The 18747-nt window shown below is 68.1% G+C and carries 15 protein-coding genes; 5 read left to right on the top strand and 10 right to left on the bottom strand.

Features of this window, described 5'->3' with window-relative positions:
• Nucleotides 1–60: 60 nt before the first annotated feature.
• Nucleotides 61–834, bottom strand: a complete 774-nt coding sequence (locus CA951_RS09365) for a fumarylacetoacetate hydrolase family protein (protein WP_087556572.1) — start codon at nt 832–834, stop codon at nt 61–63.
• Between the two features lie 115 nt (nt 835–949).
• On the opposite strand from CA951_RS09365, the gene CA951_RS09370 reads away from it, so the two are divergent.
• A complete protein-coding gene (locus tag CA951_RS09370) occupies nt 950–2194 on the top strand; it encodes an MFS transporter (protein ID WP_087556573.1) in 1245 nt (414 codons plus the stop codon).
• Here the strand turns inward: CA951_RS09370 and CA951_RS09375 are convergent.
• The 5 genes from CA951_RS09375 to CA951_RS09395 all read right to left on the bottom strand — a co-directional run bounded on the left by CA951_RS09375 (nt 2191) and on the right by CA951_RS09395 (nt 8583).
• Nucleotides 2191–3201 (bottom strand): 3-isopropylmalate dehydrogenase, encoded by a 1011-nt coding sequence (locus CA951_RS09375; RefSeq protein WP_087556574.1) that lies wholly within the window; start codon nt 3199–3201, stop codon nt 2191–2193. The two genes, CA951_RS09370 and CA951_RS09375, sit on opposite strands and share 4 nt — an antisense overlap.
• 67 nt (nt 3202–3268) lie before the next feature.
• Nucleotides 3269–4864 carry a phosphoglycerate dehydrogenase gene (gene serA / locus CA951_RS09380; protein WP_087556575.1) on the bottom strand — a complete coding sequence of 532 codons (1596 nt, stop codon included), beginning with the start codon at nt 4862–4864 and terminating at the stop codon, nt 3269–3271.
• A 224-nt stretch (nt 4865–5088) separates the two neighbouring features.
• Nucleotides 5089–6090: a ketol-acid reductoisomerase gene (ilvC, locus tag CA951_RS09385; RefSeq protein WP_179220164.1), complete on the bottom strand. Its 1002-nt coding sequence runs from the start codon at nt 6088–6090 to the stop codon at nt 5089–5091.
• A 49-nt stretch (nt 6091–6139) separates the two neighbouring features.
• Complete coding sequence (gene ilvN, locus CA951_RS09390; protein ID WP_087556577.1) at nt 6140–6643, bottom strand: acetolactate synthase small subunit; 504 nt, start codon at nt 6641–6643, stop codon at nt 6140–6142.
• Nucleotides 6640–8583, bottom strand: coding sequence for an acetolactate synthase large subunit (locus tag CA951_RS09395; protein ID WP_087556578.1), 1944 nt, complete (start codon nt 8581–8583; stop codon nt 6640–6642). The genes ilvN and CA951_RS09395 overlap by 4 nt, the downstream gene beginning before the upstream one ends.
• Nucleotides 8584–8850: 267 nt before the next feature.
• On the opposite strand from CA951_RS09395, the gene CA951_RS09400 reads away from it, so the two are divergent.
• From CA951_RS09400 to CA951_RS09410, 3 genes are all read left to right on the top strand, one after another.
• Nucleotides 8851–9348 carry a PH domain-containing protein gene (locus tag CA951_RS09400; RefSeq protein WP_087556579.1) on the top strand — a complete coding sequence of 166 codons (498 nt, stop codon included), beginning with the start codon at nt 8851–8853 and terminating at the stop codon, nt 9346–9348.
• Between the two features lie 52 nt (nt 9349–9400).
• Nucleotides 9401–11245: a dihydroxy-acid dehydratase gene (ilvD, locus tag CA951_RS09405; RefSeq protein WP_087556580.1), complete on the top strand. Its 1845-nt coding sequence runs from the start codon at nt 9401–9403 to the stop codon at nt 11243–11245.
• Between the two features lie 322 nt (nt 11246–11567).
• Nucleotides 11568–13109 (top strand): amino acid permease, encoded by a 1542-nt coding sequence (locus tag CA951_RS09410; protein ID WP_087556581.1) that lies wholly within the window; start codon nt 11568–11570, stop codon nt 13107–13109.
• A gap of 84 nt (nt 13110–13193) precedes the next feature.
• Here CA951_RS09410 and CA951_RS09415 read toward each other — a convergent pair whose 3' ends face one another.
• Nucleotides 13194–14060 carry a DoxX family protein gene (locus CA951_RS09415; RefSeq protein WP_087556582.1) on the bottom strand — a complete coding sequence of 289 codons (867 nt, stop codon included), beginning with the start codon at nt 14058–14060 and terminating at the stop codon, nt 13194–13196.
• 98 nt (nt 14061–14158) lie between these two features.
• Here CA951_RS09415 and CA951_RS09420 point away from each other — a divergent pair, with 98 nt between their 5' ends.
• A complete protein-coding gene (locus CA951_RS09420) occupies nt 14159–15307 on the top strand; it encodes a sorbosone dehydrogenase family protein (protein ID WP_087556583.1) in 1149 nt (382 codons plus the stop codon).
• Between the two features lie 91 nt (nt 15308–15398).
• On the opposite strand, the gene gatB is transcribed toward CA951_RS09420, so the two are convergent.
• The 3 genes from gatB to CA951_RS09435 form a co-directional block, all read right to left on the bottom strand.
• A complete protein-coding gene (gene gatB / locus CA951_RS09425) occupies nt 15399–16913 on the bottom strand; it encodes an Asp-tRNA(Asn)/Glu-tRNA(Gln) amidotransferase subunit GatB (RefSeq protein WP_087556584.1) in 1515 nt (504 codons plus the stop codon).
• 42 nt (nt 16914–16955) lie between these two features.
• Nucleotides 16956–17987 (bottom strand): ATP-dependent 6-phosphofructokinase, encoded by a 1032-nt coding sequence (locus tag CA951_RS09430; RefSeq protein WP_087556585.1) that lies wholly within the window; start codon nt 17985–17987, stop codon nt 16956–16958.
• A 96-nt stretch (nt 17988–18083) separates the two neighbouring features.
• Nucleotides 18084–18746: a response regulator transcription factor gene (locus CA951_RS09435; protein ID WP_015890224.1), complete on the bottom strand. Its 663-nt coding sequence runs from the start codon at nt 18744–18746 to the stop codon at nt 18084–18086.
• Nucleotide 18747 lies beyond the last annotated feature (1 nt).

Genomic DNA, 18747 nt, shown 5'->3' on the forward strand with positions numbered 1-18747 from the left:
CGACGCTGGGAAAACGGACTCCTACAGGCTAGTCCGCTCCCGATTTCGACACGAGAGCCGTCAGCGCTTGGCGGTCACCGGGTTGGTGAGGGTGCCGATGCCGCCGATGGTCACGCTGACGCTCTGGCCGTCGACGATCGGACCGACGCCTTCCGGGGTGCCCGTGAGGATGACGTCGCCGGGGAGCAGCGTCATCACGGCCGACACCCATTCGATGATCTTCGGAATGTCATGCAGCAGAAGCGAAGTGTTGCTCCGCTGCTTCACCACACCGTCCACCTCGGTGGTGATGTCGACGTCGGACGCGTCGAGCTGGGTCTCGATCCACGGTCCCAGCGGGCAGAACGTGTCGTGGCCCTTCGCCCTCGCCCACTGGCCGTCGTGGCGCTGGTGGTCACGAGCCGACACGTCGTTGGCCGCCGTGTAGCCGAGCACCACGTCGAGAGCCTTGGCCGCGGGCACGTCCTTGCACGGGCGTCCGATGACGACCGCGAGCTCCCCCTCGTAATGAACTTCGTTGGAGGACTTCGGCAGGACGATCGCGGCGTCGGGGCCCACGATCGAGGTGTTCGGCTTGAGGAAGATCACGGGATCGGCCGGCGCCTCTCCGCCCATCTCGGCGGCGTGGGCGGCGTAGTTCTTTCCGATGGCGACGACCTTGCTGGCGAGGATCGGGGCCAGCAGTCGCACATCCGCGAGCGGCCAGCTCCGGCCGGTGAAAGTCGGGTTGCCGAACGGGTGCTCGGCGATCTCCTTCGCGATCCGGGACTCCCCGTCCCCTTCGATACTGACGAACGCAACACCATCGGGACTTGCCACTCGACCAAGACGCATGGCGCCGAGTCTATCGGCCCGGCTTCACCGGCGTGCCGGGACGCCGGGCGACGGGGGGTATAGAATCCGGAGCAGCGCCAATATATGAGAATCAAATCCTAGATATTGAGATGACATGACAGCATCGATCGACACCGCCTCCGCCGTCGGAACTGCTCGCAGATGGTGGATGCTCGCCCTCGGGATGTTCGCCCAGGCCGCACAGGCGGTCTTCGTCAACGGCGTCGCCTTCCTCATCCCCGAACTCCAGGCGAATCACGGCCTCAGCCTCGCCCGCACCGGACTCGTCGTCGCCGCACCCACCCTCGGGGTCATGGTGACGCTGATCGCGTGGGGCGCACTCGCCGACCGCTACGGAGAACGGAGGGTGCTGGCCGCAGGCATGGCGGCCACCGCGGCTGCGGGCGTGGGCGCGGCCCTCTCCGGATCGCTCACGGCCACCGCGGTCTTCCTGCTGATCGGCGGCATGGCGGCGGCCTCGGCAAATGCCGCGAGCGGCCGCGTCGTCGTCGGCTGGTTCCCTCCCGAGCGCCGCGGCCTGGCCATGGGCATCCGGCAGATGTCACTGCCGCTCGGCATCGCCTGCGCTGCGCTGACGCTCCCCTCGGTCGCACACGACCACGGCATCGGATGGGCGCTCGCGCTGCCCGCCGTCCTGTGCGCCGCCGCCGCGCTGGCCTGTGGACTCTGGGTGGTCGATCCGCCCCGGCCGAGTCGCAGCGACGCGGCGGATCTCGGCATGCTCACGAATCCGTACCGCACCAGCGGCACACTGTGGCGGATCCACGCCGTCTCCGTGCTGCTCGTCGTGCCCCAGTACACGGTGTGGACGTACGCGCTCGTGTGGCTGATCTCCGAAAGGCACTGGGAAGCAACGGCGGCCGGCCTGATCGTGACCCTCGCCCAGATCCTCGGCGCGTTCGGCCGGATGGGCGTCGGTTTCTGGTCCGACGTGGTGGGCAGCCGCATGCGTCCGCTTCGCTGGGTCGCGGCCGCCGGTGGACTGTCGATGGCGGCACTCGCCGTGACGGACGCGATGGACTCGCCGCTCGCGATCGTGGTGCTGCTCGCGGCGTCCGTCGCGACGGTGGCACCGAACGGGCTGGCCTTCACCGCCGTCGCCGAGATTGCGGGCCCGTTCTGGGGTGGGCGTGCCCTCGGCGTCCAGAACACCGGCCAGTTCGTCGCGGCCTCGATCGTTCCCCCGGTGTTCGGCGCACTGATCGGAATCGTCGGATTCCCGGTGACTTTCGCGATAGCCGCGGGATTCCCGGCGGCCTCGATACCACTGATCCCCGTGGCCCGGTCCGAAGACCGGTCCACGGGGATCGAGGGAGACAGGGTCGACGCTCGGTCCTAGAGGGCCGCGGCGATCCGGTCGCCGACCTCCGACGTGACGACCTTCGAATCGCCCCGCGACGCCAGATCGGCCTCGACCGCGGCTTCGATGCGCGCGGCGTCGCCGTCCCGGCCGAGGTGACGCAGCAGCAGTGCCGCGGACAGGATGGCCGCCGTGGGATCCGCGATCCCCTGGCCCGCGATGTCCGGGGCGCTGCCGTGCACCGGTTCGAACATCGACGGGTTCGTCCCCGAGGCGTCGATGTTCCCCGACGCCGCCAGGCCGATTCCGCCCGTGACCGCACCCGCGAGGTCGGTGATGATGTCGCCGAACAGGTTGTCGGTGACGATCACGTCGAAGCGCGACGGGTCGGTGACCATGTAGATGGTGGCCGCGTCGATGTGGCAGTACGCCGTCTCCACGTCCGGATATTCGGCCGACACCGTCTCCACCGCGCGCGTCCAGATCGCACCGGCGTTGGAGAGGACGTTCGTCTTGTGAATCAGGGTGACGTGCTTGCGCCGGGTCTGCGCGAGCGCGAACGCGTAGCGCACCACCCGCTCGGCACCGAACCACGTGTTGATCGACACCTCGGTCGCGATCTCGTGCGGCGTGCCGACCCGGATCGCGCCACCGTTACCGGTGTACGGGCCCTCGGTGCCCTCGCGCACCACCACGAAATCGATGTCCGGCTGCGCCGCGAGCGGTGACTTCGTCCCCGGATACAACTGCGACGGACGCAGATTCACGTGATGGTCCAACGCGAACCGCATGTTCAGCAGCAGTCCACGCTCGAGCACGCCCGGCGTGACCGACGGATCGCCGATGGCGCCCAGCAGGATCGCGTCGTGCTCGCGGATCGCCGCGAGATCGGCGTCCGGGAGCAACTCCCCCGTCGCGTTGTACCGACGGGCACCGAGGTCGTACTCGGTGGTCTCGAGATCGGGGACGAGTTTCCGCAGCACCTTCAGCGCCTCGGCCGTGACCTCGACACCGATGCCGTCACCCGGAATGACCGCAAGCTTCATGAACGCCTCACTTCAGATAGTGCTGTGCGCGTGCCACGACGGGGTCGTGGCACGCGCACAGTGGGGATTAGGCCAGGTTGACGAGCTCGATCTTGGTGGCGCCGACGGCGGTGGAGATCGCGTCCCGCACCTCGCTCGGCACCTCCTGGTCGACGCGGAGGAGGATGGTCGCACCCTCGCCCTCTGCGTCCTGGCTGAGCTGCGCGGCCTGGATGTCGATGCCGGCATTGCCGAGCTGCGTTCCGATCTTGCCCAGTGCGCCGGGCTGATCGGTGTAGTTGACCACCAGGTTGAGACCCTCGGCGCGCAGTTCGAAGTTGCGACCGTTGATGTTGACGATCTTCTCGACCTGCTGCGGGCCGGTCAGCGTGCCCGAGACGTTGATGACGCTGCCGTCGCCGAACACGCCCCGCAGGTCCACGACACTGCGGTGGTTGGGGCTTTCGGCGGCCTTGGTGACCTCCGCCGTGACGCCGCGCTCCTCCGCGAGGGCGGGGGCGTTGACGAACGTGACCGCGTCCTCGATGACAGCGGAGAACACGCCGCGCAGTGCCGAGAGCGCGAGCACCTCGACGTCCTCGGAGGCGAGCTCGCCGCGCACGTCGACGGACAGGTTGACGGGCAGTTCACCCGACAGGGCGCCGAGAAGCACACCCTGCTTGCGGACGATCTCGAGCCACGGGGCAACTTCCTCACCCACGGCGCCACCGGACACGTTGACGGCGTCCGGAACGAAATCACCTGCGAGAGCGAGCAGTACGGACTTCGCGACATCCGTGCCCGCGCGGTCCTGAGCCTCGCTCGTCGACGCGCCGAGGTGCGGCGTCACGACGACCTCGGGCAGGTCGAACAGCGGGCTGTCGGTGCACGGCTCGGTCTCGAACACGTCGAGGCCCGCGGCGCGCACGTGACCGGACTTGATGGCCTCGGCCAGCGCGGCCTCGTCGATCAGGCCGCCGCGGGCGGCGTTGACGATGACGACGCCCTTCTTCGTCTTCGCCAGGTTCTCCGTGCCGAGCAGCCCCTTGGTCTCGGGCGTCTTGGGGAGGTGCACGGAGATGAGGTCGGCGCGCTTCAGCAGTTCGTCGAGGGTGACGAGTTCGATGCCGAGCTGCGCGGCGCGGGCGGCCGACACGTAGGGGTCGTACGCGATGACGTGGGTCTCGAATGCGGCGAGGCGCTGCGCGAACAGCTGTCCGATGCGGCCGAGGCCGACGACGCCGACCGTCTTGCCGAAGATCTCGACGCCGTTGAACTTGCTGCGCTTCCACTCGCGGTCACGCAGGGTGGCGTCGGCGGCGGGAATCTGACGGGCGGTGGCGAGCATCAGCGCGACAGCGTGCTCGGCGGCCGTGTGGATGTTCGACGTCGGGGCGTTGACAACCATGACACCGCGCTCGGTGGCGGCGGGCACGTCGACGTTGTCGAGGCCGACGCCGGCGCGGGCGACGATCTTGAGCTTGGTACCGGCCGCCAGGACCTCGGCGTCCACGGTGGTGGCGGAGCGGACGAGGATCGCGTCGGCCTCGGGCACCGCCGCGAGCAGGGCCGGGCGATCAGGTCCGTCGACCCATCGCACCTCCACACCGTCGCCCAATGCCTCGACGGTGGACGGCGCGAGCTTGTCGGCGATCAGAACTACAGGACGGCCTGGCTGGCTCACGTGCAAACTCCCTGAATAGGTGGGTGTGGGGGTGTTTTAACCACACACAGCTTAGTCCGCCCTCACCGGGAAACCACATCCCGGTCTGCGATACCACATAGTGGACGCCTGCAACAACGGAACCGGGCACGAAACAACACCGGCCCGATGTCGCTGCGTTGACCTCCGACGAGGCCGACGCGACATCGGGCCGGTGCTGTGGTGGAACTGTAAAGCAGTGAAACCTAGGCGGTTTCGGTGATCGGCCGGTCGACCCAGCTCATCAGGTCGCGCAGCTTCTTGCCGGTGACCTCGATCGGGTGCTCGGCGTTGGCCTTGCGCAGGCCCTCGAGCTCGGTGTTGCCGTTCTCGACGTTGGCGACGAGGCGGCGGGTGAACTCACCCGACTGGATGTCGGCGAGGATCGCCTTCATGCGCTCCTTGGTGCCGGCGTCGATGACACGCGGACCGGACAGGTAGCCACCGAACTCCGCGGTGTCGGACACCGAGTAATTCATGCGGGCGATGCCACCCTCGTACATGAGGTCGACGATCAGCTTGAGCTCGTGCAGCACCTCGAAGTACGCCATCTCGGGCGCGTAGCCGGCCTCGACCATGACCTCGAAACCGGTCTTGACCAGTTCCTCGGTGCCACCGCACAGCACGGCCTGCTCGCCGAAGAGGTCCGTCTCGGTCTCTTCCTTGAACGTGGTCTTGATGACGCCGGCGCGGGCGCCGCCGATGGCCTTGGCGTAGGACAGCGCGAGGGCCTGGCCCTCACCCTTCGGGTCCTGGTCGATCGCGATGAGCGCGGGAACACCCTTGCCGTCGACGAACTGACGACGCACCAGGTGGCCGGGGCCCTTGGGGGCGACCATGCCGACGGTGACGAACTCCGGAGCCTTGATCAGCTTGAAGTGGATGTTGAGGCCGTGTCCGAAGAACAGCGCGTCGCCGTCCTTCAGGTTCGGCTCGATGTCATTGGTGAAGATCGACGCCTGCGCGGTGTCGGGTGCGAGCACCATGATCACGTCGGCCCACTCCGAGACCTCGGCCGGGGTACCGACGGTCAGGCCCTGCTCCTCGGCTTTCGCGCGGGACTTCGAGCCTTCCTTGAGGCCGATACGCACATCGACGCCCGAGTCGCGCAGGCTCAGCGAGTGCGCGTGGCCCTGGCTTCCGTAACCGATCACAGCGACCTTACGGCCCTGGATGATCGACAGATCGGCATCGTCGTCGTAGAACATCTCGACTGCCACAGTTCAACCTCTTTCTTGGATTTGCGTATCTAAAGTACTAGCGAGTGGCCGTGATGGACTTAGGCCCCCGTCCCACGGCCACGACCCCGGACTGCACGATCTCCCGGATGCCGAACGGATCGAGCATCCGCAGCAGCGCATCCAGCTTGGATCGCGTTCCAGTCGCCTCGATCGTGACCGACTCCGGGGAGACGTCGATCACCTTGGCGCGGAACAGATTCACCGTCTCGATCACCTGCGTGCGTACGCTGGCGTCGGCTCGCACCTTGATGAGCACCAGCTCGCGGGCGACGGAGGCCTCACCGTCCTGCTCGACGATCTTGATGACGTTGACGAGCTTGTTCAGCTGCTTGGTCACCTGCTCGAGCGGGAATTCGTCGACGGTCACGACGATGGTCATGCGTGAGATCTCGGGAAGCTCGGTGCCACCGACGGCGAGCGACTCGATGTTGAACCCACGACGGGAGAACAGCGCGGCCACCCTGGCCAGCACGCCCGGCTTGTCCTCGACGAGAACACTGAGGGTGTGGCTGGTGCTCACTGATCTTCCTCCCCGGCCGCTGCGGCCGTGCCCGAACGCTGCTCGCGCTCCATGGCCTCGTGAATGACGGCCGGCTCGGCGGCCGCCTCGTCGTCGTCGAACAGCGGACGGATGCCCCGCGCCGCCATGATCTCGTCGTTGCTCGTGCCCGCCGCGACCATCGGCCACACCTGGGCGTCGGCGCCGACGATGAAGTCGATCACCACCGGCTTGTCGTTGATGGCCTGGGCCTCACGGATCGCGGCCTCGACGTCCTCTTCGCGTTCGACGCGAATGCCGTGGCAGCCCAACGCCTCCGCGAGCTTCACGAAGTCGGGGATGCGGATGGCGCCGTGCGTGCCGAGGTTGGTGTTGGAGTAGCGCTGGTCGTAGAACAGCGTCTGCCACTGGCGCACCATGCCGAGGTTGCCGTTGTTGATGAGCGCAACCTTGATCGGGATGCCCTCGAGCGCGCAGGTGGCGAGTTCCTGATTGGTCATCTGGAAGCAGCCGTCACCGTCGATGGCCCACACCTCGGTGTCGGGCATGCCCATCTTGGCGCCCATCGCGGCGGGCACGGCGTAGCCCATCGTGCCGAGACCACCGGAGTTCAGCCAGGTGCGCGGCTTCTCGTAGTTGACGAACTGTGCGGCCCACATCTGGTGCTGGCCGACGCCGGCGCAGTAGATCGCGTCGGGACCGGCGAGCTTGCCGACCGCCTGGATCACGTATTCCGGGGACAGTGCGCCGTCCGAGGGCCGGTCGTAGCTGAGCGGGTACGTGCGCCGGATCCCGTCGAGATACGCCCACCACTCGGTGAGGTCCAGCGTGGTTCCGGTGGCCAGGTCGGCCTTGATCGCCTCGATCAACTCGACGATGACCTCTTTGCAGTCGCCCACGATCGGGACGTCCGCGTACCGGTTCTTGCCGATCTCCGCCGGATCGATGTCGGCGTGGATGACCTTGGCGTCGGGGGCGAACGAATCGAGCTGACCGGTGACGCGGTCGTCGAACCGCGCGCCGAGCGTGATCAGCAGGTCGCTGCGCTGCAGTGCCGCCACGGCCGCGACCGTGCCGTGCATGCCGGGCATGCCGCAGTTCAGCGTGTGGCTGTCCGGGAACGCGCCGCGCGCCATGAGGGTGGTGACCACCGGAATGCCGGTGAGCTCGGCCAGTTCGAGCAGTTCCGGGGACGATTCCGACTTGATGACGCCGCCACCGACGTACAGCACCGGGTGCTTCGCGTCGGCGATCAGGCGCGCGGCCTCGCGGACCTGCTTGCCGTGCGGCTTCGTGACGGGACGGTATCCGGGCAGCCGCATCTCCGGCGGCCACGAGAACGTGGTCTGCGCCTGGAGGACGTCCTTCGGGATGTCGACGAGCACCGCGCCGGGACGGCCGCTGGAGGCGAGGTAGAACGCCTCCGCGATGATCCGGGGGATGTCGACGCCGTCGGTGATGAGGAAGTTGTGCTTGGTGATGGGCATCGTGATGCCGGAGATGTCGGCTTCCTGGAACGCATCGGTGCCGATGAGCCCGCGGCCGACCTGGCCGGTGATGGCCACGACCGGGACGGAGTCCATCTGCGCGTCGGCGAGCGGAGTCACGAGGTTGGTCGCACCGGGACCGGACGTCGCCATGCAGACGCCGACCTTGCCGGTCGCCTGGGCGTACCCGGTGGCGGCGTGACCTGCACCCTGCTCGTGACGGACGAGCACGTGCCGGACCTTCTTCGAGTCGAAGAGCGGGTCGTAGACAGGCAGAACGGCACCACCCGGAATGCCGAATACCGTGTCGACCTCGAGCTCCTCGAGGGCTCGGACCACGGACTGGGCGCCGCTGACCCGCTCGGGGGCGAGTTGGCGGCGGCTACCGGTCTGCGTCGCGGCGGCCGCGGTCGTCGGGCTTGCTGCCCCCGACTTGCGCGGCGTGGGTTGAGGCCGTGCGGTTGGTGCGCTCACTGGGAAATCCTCTGATTCTGGCTCCGGGCAACAAAAAACCCCCGTCAGCTGATGCTGTACGAGGGTGGCGCGTCGTTATCTGGCGAGTTGAAGAAATCGACTCAGGCGACGACGCGCCGGCCGATTACGAGCAACTCATTCTGTTTCACGCGCTCGACGGTAGGCGCGCTAATGGTGAACAGTCAACTTGGTGAGTCGGCCGTCCCAGAATATGAGATACGTCGGCTGCGGTGCGAAGATGTAGAGGTGTCAACTCCGCAGCAGCCCGTGCCACCAGAATCATCATCCCACACGACGAACCCGCCCAAGCAGGTCATCCGGATTTCTCCCCTCGCCTATCTGGGATGCGCCTTCCTCCTGTTCGCCGTGTCGTTCCCCATCTTCGGCTGGCCCGCCGCCTTCGGCTGGCTCGTGATCGCCCCGATCCTCGCGGTGGCCTGGGTCGCGCGGGTGCGCACCACGGTCACACCCGACGGACTCGAGGTGCGCCGGCTGTTCGGCGGCCGTTCCCTCGCATGGTCCGAGATCACCGGATTCCGCTTCCCCAAGCGCGGCTGGGCCCGGGCCACACTGGCCGACGGCGGCGAAGTCGCCCTTCCCGTCGTCACGTTCGACCGGCTCCCCGAAATCGCCGAGGCGAGCGGTGGCCGCATCACCGACCCCTACGCGGCAGCAGCCGCGGCGGACGAAGCGGCCCGGCACGCCGACGCCGAATCGAACGGCGAGCAGCCGGCGAAGAACCGGCCGGACACAGACGGGGAATAGTGCGCGAGTAGCGTTTGTCAGTACTTCCGTACGCTGACTAAGGAATACGCTCATGCCCCCGCTGAGGTCCCGAACCACCACCGCAGGACGAAATGCCGCAGGCGCCCGCGCACTGTGGCGCGCCACCGGAATGACCGACTCCGATTTCGGGAAGCCGATCGTCGCGATCGCCAACTCGTACACGCAGTTCGTTCCCGGCCACGTCCACCTCAAGAACGTCGGCGACATCGTCGCCGACGCCGTCCGCGCCGCCGGTGGTGTACCTCGCGAATTCCATACGATCGCCGTCGACGACGGCATCGCGATGGGGCACGGCGGCATGCTGTATTCGCTTCCCAGCCGGGAGATCATCGCCGACTCCGTCGAGTACATGGTCAACGCGCACACCGCCGACGCACTCGTCTGCATCTCCAACTGCGACAAGATCACCCCCGGAATGCTCAATGCCGCAATGCGTTTGAACGTTCCCACCGTGTTCGTGTCGGGCGGTCCGATGGAGGCGGGCAAGGCGGTGGTGGTCAACGGCGTCGCCCAGGCACCGACCGACCTCATCACGGCGATCTCGGCGAGCGCCAACGACGAGGTCGACGAGGAGGGGCTGTCCGAGGTCGAGCGCAGCGCCTGCCCGACGTGCGGGTCGTGCTCGGGCATGTTCACCGCGAACTCCATGAACTGCCTCACCGAGGCGCTCGGTCTGGCGTTGCCGGGCAACGGTTCGACGCTGGCCACCCACGAAGCCCGGCGCGCGCTGTTCACCCGCGCGGGCACCACCGTCGTCGAGGCCGCCCTGCGGTACTACCGGGACGAGGACGACTCCGTCCTCCCCCGCAACATCGCGACGCCCGCCGCGTTCCGCAACGCGATGGCGCTGGACGTCGCGATGGGCGGTTCCACCAACACGGTGCTGCACACCCTCGCGGCCGCGCAGGAGGGTGAGGTCTACGACTTCGACCTCGACAAGATCGACGAGATCAGCCGCAAGGTGCCCTGCCTGTCGAAGGTCTCACCCAACTCGGACTACCACATGGAGGACGTGCACCGGGCAGGCGGAATCCCCGCGATCCTCGGCGAGCTCCGCCGGGCCGACCTGCTCGAGAGCGACGTCTCGACCGTCCACACGAAAAGCTTCGACGAGTGGCTCGACACGTGGGACATCCGGTCCGGCAAGGCATCCGACGAGGCCGTCGAACTGTTCCACGCCGCTCCCGGCGGCGTCCGCACCATCGAGCCGTTCTCGACGAACAACCGCTGGTCGTCGCTCGACACGGACGCCGCCAACGGCTGCATCCGCGATTTCGAGCACAAGCACACGGTCGAGGGCGGCCTGGCCGTGCTGCGCGGCAACATCGCCGTCGACGGCGCGGTCATCAAGACGGCAGGCATCGACGAAGACCTGTTCCACTTCCAGGGACCCGCGCGTGTCGTGGAGTCGCAGGAGGAGGCGGTGTCGGTGATCCTCGGCAAGAAGATCCAGCCCGGTGAGGTCCTCGTCGTGCGCTACGAGGGTCCCGCGGGCGGCCCGGGCATGCAGGAGATGCTGCACCCCACCGCATTCCTCAAGGGCTCCGGCCTCGGCAAGAAGTGCGCGCTGATCACCGACGGCCGCTTCTCCGGTGGTTCCTCGGGACTGTCCATCGGCCACATCTCCCCCGAAGCCGCCAGCGGCGGCGCCATCGGCCTGGTGGAGGACGGTGACCAGATCCTCATCGACATCGCGACGCGCACACTGAAGCTCCTCGTCGACGACGCGGTGCTCGCCGAGCGCCGGGCGAAGATGGAGTCGTCCGAGCGTCCGTGGCAGCCGCTGAACCGCGAACGCACCGTCACCACGGCCCTGCGCGCGTACGCCGCGCTGGCGACGTCCGCCGACAAGGGCGCGGTCCGCCAGGTTCCCTGACCGCACTCACCGACAGCACCGGGCACACACGAAGCCGGGTGCCGCAGCAGGTTCCCTGCCGCGGCACCCGGCTTCCGTCGTCGGTGCGACCGCGAATTCCGCCACGGATGTGACCGCTCTCACTGGTGATCAACTCGCTCAAACGGCAACACCCGTGAACAGGTTCTACTGATCGAATTGATCAGTTGAGCTCACGCTTCTTGCACACGGCGCTCAGTAGTGGTTCCCTCAGTTGGCCGTTGAGACCTACATCACAATCGGCAGCACCACCGGAACTTCTCCGGCCCACGAGGCCATCGGGAACACAACCAAGGAGCGACACATGCCAGGAGTCGGCATATGGCGAACGAAATCCGTTGAGCAATCGATAGCGGACACCGACGAACCCGACACCCGGCTGCGGAGGGAACTCACCGCGAAGGACCTCACCGTCTTCGGTGTCGCCGTCGTGATCGGTGCCGGTATCTTCACGCTCACCGCCCGGACTGCAGGCAACGTTGCCGGGCCGTCCATTTCGCTCGCCTTCGTCCTCGCCGCCATCGCGTGCGGCCTGGCCGCCCTCTGCTACGCCGAGTTCGCATCCACCGTCCCAGTCGCGGGCAGCGCGTACACGTTCTCCTACGCCACCTTCGGCGAGTTCGTCGCCTGGATCATCGGCTGGGACCTCATCCTCGAATTCGCCCTCGCGGCGGCCGTCGTCTCGAAGGGCTGGTCGCTGTACCTGGGCAACGTCCTCGGATTCAGCGGATCCACCACCGCCCATCTCGGGCCCATCGACTTCGATTGGGGCTCGCTGATCATCGTCGGCGGCATCACCATCGTCCTCGCCATCGGGACCAAGGTGTCCTCGCGCGTGTCCGCCGTCATCACGGCCATCAAGATCGCCGTCGTCCTCCTCGTCATCGCCGTCGGCGTCTTCTACATCAAGAAGGAGAACTACGCCCCGTACATCCCGCCGGCCGAGGGCAACGAAAGCGCCGCCCACGGTGTGCACCAGACCCTCTTCTCCTTCCTCTCGGGAGCGGACGGCAGCAGCTACGGCTGGTACGGCCTGCTCGCCGCCGCGAGCCTCGTGTTCTTCGCGTTCATCGGATTCGACGTCGTCGCCACCACCGCCGAGGAGACCAAGGATCCGCAGAAGGCGCTCCCCCGCGGCATTCTCGGCTCGCTCGCGATCGTCACCGTCCTCTACGTCGCGGTCACCCTCGTGCTCACCGGCATGGTGAAGTACACCGACCTCAAGACCGGTAGCCCGCTCGTCGGCGACAGCAGCGCCACGCTGGCGACCGCCTTCGAGGCACACGGCATCACCTGGGCGCAGACCGCCATCAACTTCGGCGGACTCGCAGGCCTCACCACCGTCGTGATGGTGATGATGCTCGGCCAGACCCGCGTCCTGTTCGCCATGTCCCGCGATGGACTCGTCCCCCGCGGTCTGGCGAAGACCGGCAAGAAGGGCACCCCGGTCCGCATCACGCTGTTCGTCGGCGCCGTGGTGGCACTCCTCGCCGCCTTCTTCCCGATGGGCACCCTGGAGGAGATGGTGAACATCGGCACCCTCTTCGCGTTCGTGCTCGTCTGCATCGGCGTCGTCATCCTCCGCCGCACCCGCCCCGACCTGCCGCGCGGATTCCGCGTTCCGCTGGTCCCGCTGGTGCCCATCCTCGCCGTCCTGGCCTGCGGTTGGCTGATGCTGAACCTGTCCGTCGAGACCTGGATCCGATTCCTGGTGTGGATGGCCCTCGGCGTCGTCGTCTACCTCGCCTACGGCCGCCGCAAGTCCGTCCTCGGACAGAGGCTCGCGGCACAGGCACAGGCCACCCCGCCCGAGGAGGAGAACATCCCGGAACTCGCCCAGCGCTGACCCTCGTCCGGCGTTGATCCGGCAGAAACGACTGCGCCGCACTCCCGATCGGGGGTGCGGCGCAGTCGTGGTTCAGGGAAACGATCAGATGAGCGGGTTGGCGCCGTTGAGGAAGATCCAGATGCACACACCGGCGGCGACGCCCAGGATCAGTGCCGCGAACGACCCGATGAACGGCCGCGTGGCCCAGCCGCGGCGGCCGTCGAGCGAGATCCGCCCGGGGCCGGTGAGAATGATCACGCCCGCGCACACGCCCAGAAGCGTCTCGTATTCGGTGCCGGAGGGCGCGAAGTACTCGAGCCCCGGTTCCGCGATCTGCCGGAACGCCCACGCATTGATCATCACGGCCAGCACCGAGGCGGCGGCCAGCGGGGTGACGAGACCGAGGATCAGCAGCGCACCGCCCGCGACCTCACCGATGGCACCGAGGATCGCGAGCAGTTTCGCCTGCTGGAAGCCCGAGTTCACGAGCACCTCCTCGAAACCGTCGAGGCCCGGACCGTTCCACATTCCGGTCAGCTTCTGCAGGCCGTGCACGAGCGCCGTGCCGCCGACCGCGAGTCGCAGTGCCAGCAGTCCGAGGTCCAGGGTGCCGCGGCCGATCTTCACGTCCCCCTCGCCGAGCCGGTCGGTCGACGGATCACCCGCAGTGGCCCCGAGGGACGCACCGGAGGTCGCGCCGATCACCTGCGTCGGCTGGTCCGGCACGTCGGACGCCGACTGCCGGTACGCGGGGATCTGCTCGGTGGGTAGACCGGCGCCGCGTGCATCGCCGTAATCGAGTTCGTCGTCGGTGTGCGGGAGACCCTGTCCCGTGGAACCGGACGTCGGCGTGGCCGACGGAAACCGCTCGGTGGGAAGGTCGTAAGGGCTCGAGACCCTGCCGTAGCCGGGTGAGGTGCCTTGCTGCGCGGCACCGTCGTCCGACGACTCGCTGGGGTCTTTCCGCATGTCAGTCACACCGTCAAGCCTAGGTCGATTCGCCGGACATCGCTGGTAGGCGGAACCGGCGTGGCGGCGACCTCGCACTCTTCCGTAACGTCTCCATCATGATGGTGGGTGGGCGGCGCCGCACGGCGTCCCGCAAGATGGCGATGTCCGCACTGTGCGTGACGGCGGTCCTCGCCGCCGGGTGCGCGAAATTCGACGACTCCGCGTCCTCCCCCTTCACACCCGAACCGACGGGTGCTTCGGGCGCGGAGGTCGAACCCGAGAACCCGCCGCCGTCCACCACGACCACACCGCCGCCGAGCGGGCCGCTGGGACCGTGCCAGGATCCGGATCCCAGTGTCATCGCCACGTGTCTCGACACCACCGGCGGACTCGTCGTCCTCCCCGACGGGGCCACCGCTCTGGTCGCGGAGCGCCGGACCGGGCGCATCCTGCAGGTCGCCCAGGGGCAGACCCCCAAGGAGATCGCGCACGTCGACGTCGACGGCAGCACCGACGGCGGCCTCCTCGACATCGCGCTGTCGCCGAGTTTCGTCGAGGACAACCTCATCTACGCCTACGTCACCACCCCGACCGACAACCGGGTGGTGCGGATCGCACCGGGAGACTCCGCCAAGGAGGTTCTCGGCGGGATCCCGCGCGGCGACACGGGCAATGCGGGGTCGCTCGAATTCTCCGGCGACGAACTGATGGTCCTGACCGGCAACGCGAACAACCCGGTGGCGGCCGCCGATCCGGCGTCGCTGGCCGGGAAACTGCTGAAGGTCACCGCGCTGTCGCCCGCACCGACGCCGGCACAACCCCGGCCGCAGGTGGTGCTGACGGGCATGGGGACCGCGGGCGGGGTGTGCGTCGACCCGGGGGTGGCCGTGTGGGTCACCGACCGCACCCCGTTGGAGGATCGGCTGGTGCGGGTCAGCGCGGACGGAGCGGTGTCGTCTCCGGTGTGGACGTGGCCGGAGCGGCCCGGCGTCGGCGGCTGCGTCGCAGCCGGTGATGTCGTGGCGGTGTCACTGAGCACCGCGAAGGCCATGTCGGCGCTCGCCGCCGACCCCGGCACGGGCGCCGTCACCACCGCACCGGGTGTCATCGTCCAGGACCGGTACGGCCAACTCGGCGGCGCCGCACTCGGTCCCGACGGGCTCATCTGGGTGAGCACGGTCAACAAGACCGCCGGTCAGCCCGGACCCAACGACGACCGCGTCATCAAGATGCCCCTGCCGTCCGGTGGCGGCGGATTCGACTGACGGGCCTCGCCCTCGCGCCGCGTCCCCCGCGCAACGAACGGGACGCTCGTTCGGTTGATCCGAACGAGCGTCCCGTTGGTGCAGAAAGAGATCAGCCGCCGCAGGCCTCGATGACCAGCTCCTTGACGCGGGCCGGATCGGCTTGACCGCGAGTGGCCTTCATCACGTCGCCGACGATCTTGCCCGCGGCCGCGACCTTGCCGCCGCGAATCTTCTCGGCGATGTCGGGGTTCGCCGCCAGGGCCTCGTCGACGGCGGCCTTCAGCTTCGTGTCGTCGCGTTCGACGACGAGCTCGGGATGATCCGCGACGACCTGCTCGGGGTCGCCCTCACCGGCGAGGACGTGGTCGACCACCTGACGGGCCACCTTGTTGTTCAGCTTCCCGCTGTCGATCAGCGCGACCACCTGCGCGACCTGAGCCGGCGTGATCGGCAGTTCGCCGAGTTCCACCCCGCGGGTGTTCGCCTGCTGCGCCAGGTACGACACCCACCAGGACCGTGCGGCCTCCGGCGAGGCGCCGGCCTCGACGGTCGCGATGACGAGGTCGACGGCGTTCGCGTTGACGAGGTCACGCATGACCTCGTCGGAGACGCCCCAGTCGGCCTGGATCCGGGCGCGGCGGACCCACGGCAGCTCGGGCAGGGTGCCCCGCAGTTCCTCGACCCACTCGGCGCTGGGCGCGACCGGCTCGAGGTCGGGCTCCGGGAAATAGCGGTAGTCCTCGGCGGTTTCCTTGCGGCGGCCCGGCGACGTGGTGCCGTCCGCTTCCTGGAAGTGCCGGGTCTCCTGGATCACCTCGCCGCCGGCCTCGAGCACGGCAGCCTGGCGGCGCATCTCGTACCGGACCGCGACCTCGACGCTCTTGAGGGAGTTGACGTTCTTCGTCTCGGTGCGGGTGCCGAGTTCGGTCGCCCCGATCGGCATCAGCGACGCGTTGGCGTCGCACCGCATCGAACCCTGGTCCATGCGGACGTCCGACACGTTCAGCGACTTCAGCAGATCGCGCAGCGCGGTGACGTACGCGCGGGCCACCTCGGGGGCGCGGGCACCGGCGCCGCTGATCGTCTTGGTGACGATCTCGACCAGCGGGACCCCGGCGCGGTTGTAGTCGAGCAGCGAGTGGCTGGCACCGTGGATGCGACCGGTCGCGCCGCCGACGTGCAGCGACTTTCCGGTGTCCTCCTCCATGTGCGCGCGCTCGATCTCGACGCGCCACGTGGTGCCGTCGTCGAGGATGACGTCGAGGTAGCCGTCGGTCGCGATCGGCTCGTCGTACTGGGAGATCTGGTAGTTCTTCGGCTGGTCCGGGTAGAAGTAGTTCTTCCGCGCGAACCGGCCCCACGGTGTGATGGAACAGTTCAGTGCGAGTCCGATCCGGATCGCGGACTCCACCGCCGCCTCGTTCACGACGGGCAGCGACCCGGGCAGACCGAGGCACACCGGGCAGACCTGCGTGTTCGGCTCGGCGCCGAACTCGGTGGGGCACGGGCAGAACATCTTCGTGTTGGTGCCGAGCTCTACGTGCACCTCCATGCCGAGAACAGGCTCGTACTTCGCGAGCACGTCGTCGTAGTCGAGGAGGTCCGGAGTGTCGACAGCAGTCATGCCACAGAGTTTATGCGTCCGGCGGTTCACCGGAAAACGCGGTCAGCCGAAAAATGCGGCCGCCTCGTCGTACCGCTCCCGCGGCACCGTCTTGAGGCGCCGGGTGGCCTCCTCGAGGGGCACGAGGTCGATCGACGTGCCGTGAAGCGCGACCATGTTGCCGAAGTCGCCGCGGTGGACGGCGTCGGTGGCATGCACCCCGAAGCGGGTGGCGAGCACCCGGTCGTACGGCGTCGGGGTGCCGCCGCGCTGCACGTGCCCGAGCACCGTCGTCCGCACCTCCTTGCCGAGGCGGCGTTCGATCTCGTCACCGAGTTGCTGGGCGACCCCGGTGAACCGTTTGTGGCCGAACTCGTCGATGCCGCCTTCGCGCAGACTCATCGACTCCGGGGTGGGGGTGGCGCCCTCCGCGACGACGCAGATGAAGTGCGAATCGCCGCGCTGGAACCGCTTCTTCACCATGGTGCACACCTCGCCGACGTCGAACGGGACCTCGGGAACGAGAGTGAGATGCGCGCCGGTCGCGAGCCCGGAGTGCAGGGCGATCCAGCCCGCGTGCCTGCCCATCACCTCGACGAGCATCACCCGCTGGTGGGATTCGGCGGTGGTGTGCAGGCGGTCGATCGCGTCCGTCGCGATGGACAGGGCGGTGTCGAAACCGAACGTCACATCGGTGCAGTCGATGTCGTTGTCGATGGTCTTCGGCACCCCGATCACGGGCACCCCGCTCTCGGCGAGCCAGCTCGCCGCCGTGAGCGTGCCCTCGCCGCCGATCGGGATGAGTGCGTCGATGCCGTTGTCGTCGAGCGTCTGCCGGATCTGGTCGAGGCCGGCCTTGAGCTTGTCGGGGTTGACCCGCGCGGTACCGAGGATGGTGCCGCCCCGGGTGAGGATCCGGTCGATCCGGTCGTCGTTGGACAGCGCGACCTTGCGGTCTTCGAGCAGGCCACGCCACCCGTCACGGAATCCCACCACCGAGCTGCGGTACCGCCCGTCGGCCGTCCGCACCACTGCCCTGATCACCGCATTGAGCCCGGGGCAGTCGCCGCCTCCGGTGAGGATTCCGATCCGCATCCAAGCACCCCTCGTCGTCTCGTGTGGTGATGGTGGTTCTCATTAGACATCTTGCCGCCCGAAACGGGTTCGAGCACCTCGGATCGGCCGGTTCGATCAGCCGGGTGTGACGAGACCGCTCTCGTAGGCCAGGACCACCGCCTGCGCCCGGTCGCGCAGGTCCAACTTGGACAGCACCTTGCCGACGTGCGTCTTGACGGTCTGCTCGGCGACGAACAGGCGTTCCGCGATCTCGGTGTTGGACATGCCGCGGGCGATCAGCTCGAGCACCTCGCGTTCGCGGGGCGTCAGCGCCGACAGTGCGGCCGGTTTGCGGCGTGCGGTGCTCCGGCGGCTGGTCACGTCGGCGATGAGACGCCGGGTGACGGTCGGCGCGAGAAGCGCCTCGCCGTCGGCGACCACCCGCACCGCGCGGATGAGTTCCTCCGCGGGCGCGTCCTTGAGCATGAAGCCGCTGGCCCCGATGCTCAGCGCCTCGTACACGTAGTCGTCCACGTCGAACGTGGTGAGCATGAGCACCCGCACCGGCGGATCGAACCCCGCCGACAGGATGACGCGGGCGGCGTCGAGTCCGTTCATTTCCGGCATGCGCACGTCCATCAGGACCACGTCGGGCCGCAGGCGCTTCACCTCGCTCACCGCCACCGCCCCGTCCGGGGCGTCACCGATGACACTGATGTCGGGCTGGGAGGCGAGCAGGGCTCCGAAACCCTGCCGGACCATAGCCTGGTCGTCGGCGATGAATACGGTAATGGCCACG

The organism is Rhodococcus sp. NCIMB 12038 (assembly GCF_002165735.1).
In the GTDB taxonomy this organism is placed as follows: Bacteria; Actinomycetota; Actinomycetes; order Mycobacteriales; family Mycobacteriaceae; genus Rhodococcus_F.